This window comes from Streptomyces sp. MS06, from assembly GCF_047200655.1.
Taxonomy (GTDB): Bacteria; Actinomycetota; Actinomycetes; order Streptomycetales; family Streptomycetaceae; genus Streptomyces.
The window spans coordinates 1-335 of the sequence record NZ_JBJZOJ010000169.1 but is presented as its reverse complement, the minus strand read 5'-3'; the positions used below and the strand labels follow the sequence as shown (position 1 = coordinate 335).

1 protein-coding gene is annotated in these 335 nt (G+C 74.3%); it reads left to right on the top strand.

What is annotated here, in order from left to right:
• Positions 1–5: 5 nt before the first annotated feature.
• The gene (locus ACL02U_RS32980) at positions 6–218 is read left to right on the top strand and encodes an acyl-CoA carboxylase subunit epsilon (RefSeq protein ID WP_412794688.1); all 213 of its coding nucleotides are present in this window, start codon (positions 6–8) and stop codon (positions 216–218) included.
• Positions 219–335: the final 117 nt, after the last annotated feature.

Genomic DNA, 335 nt, shown 5'->3' with positions numbered 1-335 from the left:
ATCCTATGAACATCAAGATCCTACGCGGCAACCCCACCCCCGAGGAACTCGCCGCAGCCCTCACCGTCGTCCACGCCCGCGCAGCAGCAGCCGCCACCACCCCCACCACCGGCCAACCCACCCCGCAGCGCACCGCCTGGGCCTCGCGCCCCCGGCTTCTGCGCACCCCGCACGCCTACGGGCCGGCCGGCTGGCTCAGCCCGGCCCAACCCCACTGAACAGCACACCGATCGGAGAGATGATGAACCTCGTCCACCAGGCGGTGCGCCGCGGCCCGGCCGCCGGCCGGCTCGCCGCGGCCCGCGCGGGTACCAGGAAGGCGCCGGCATGCTGAC

Bases quoted from the DNA above. Each gene is read 5' to 3' on its own strand.
- ACL02U_RS32980 (WP_412794688.1), top strand. From the start codon at position 6: ATGAACATCAAGATCCTACGCGGCAACCCCACCCCCGAGGAACTCGCC.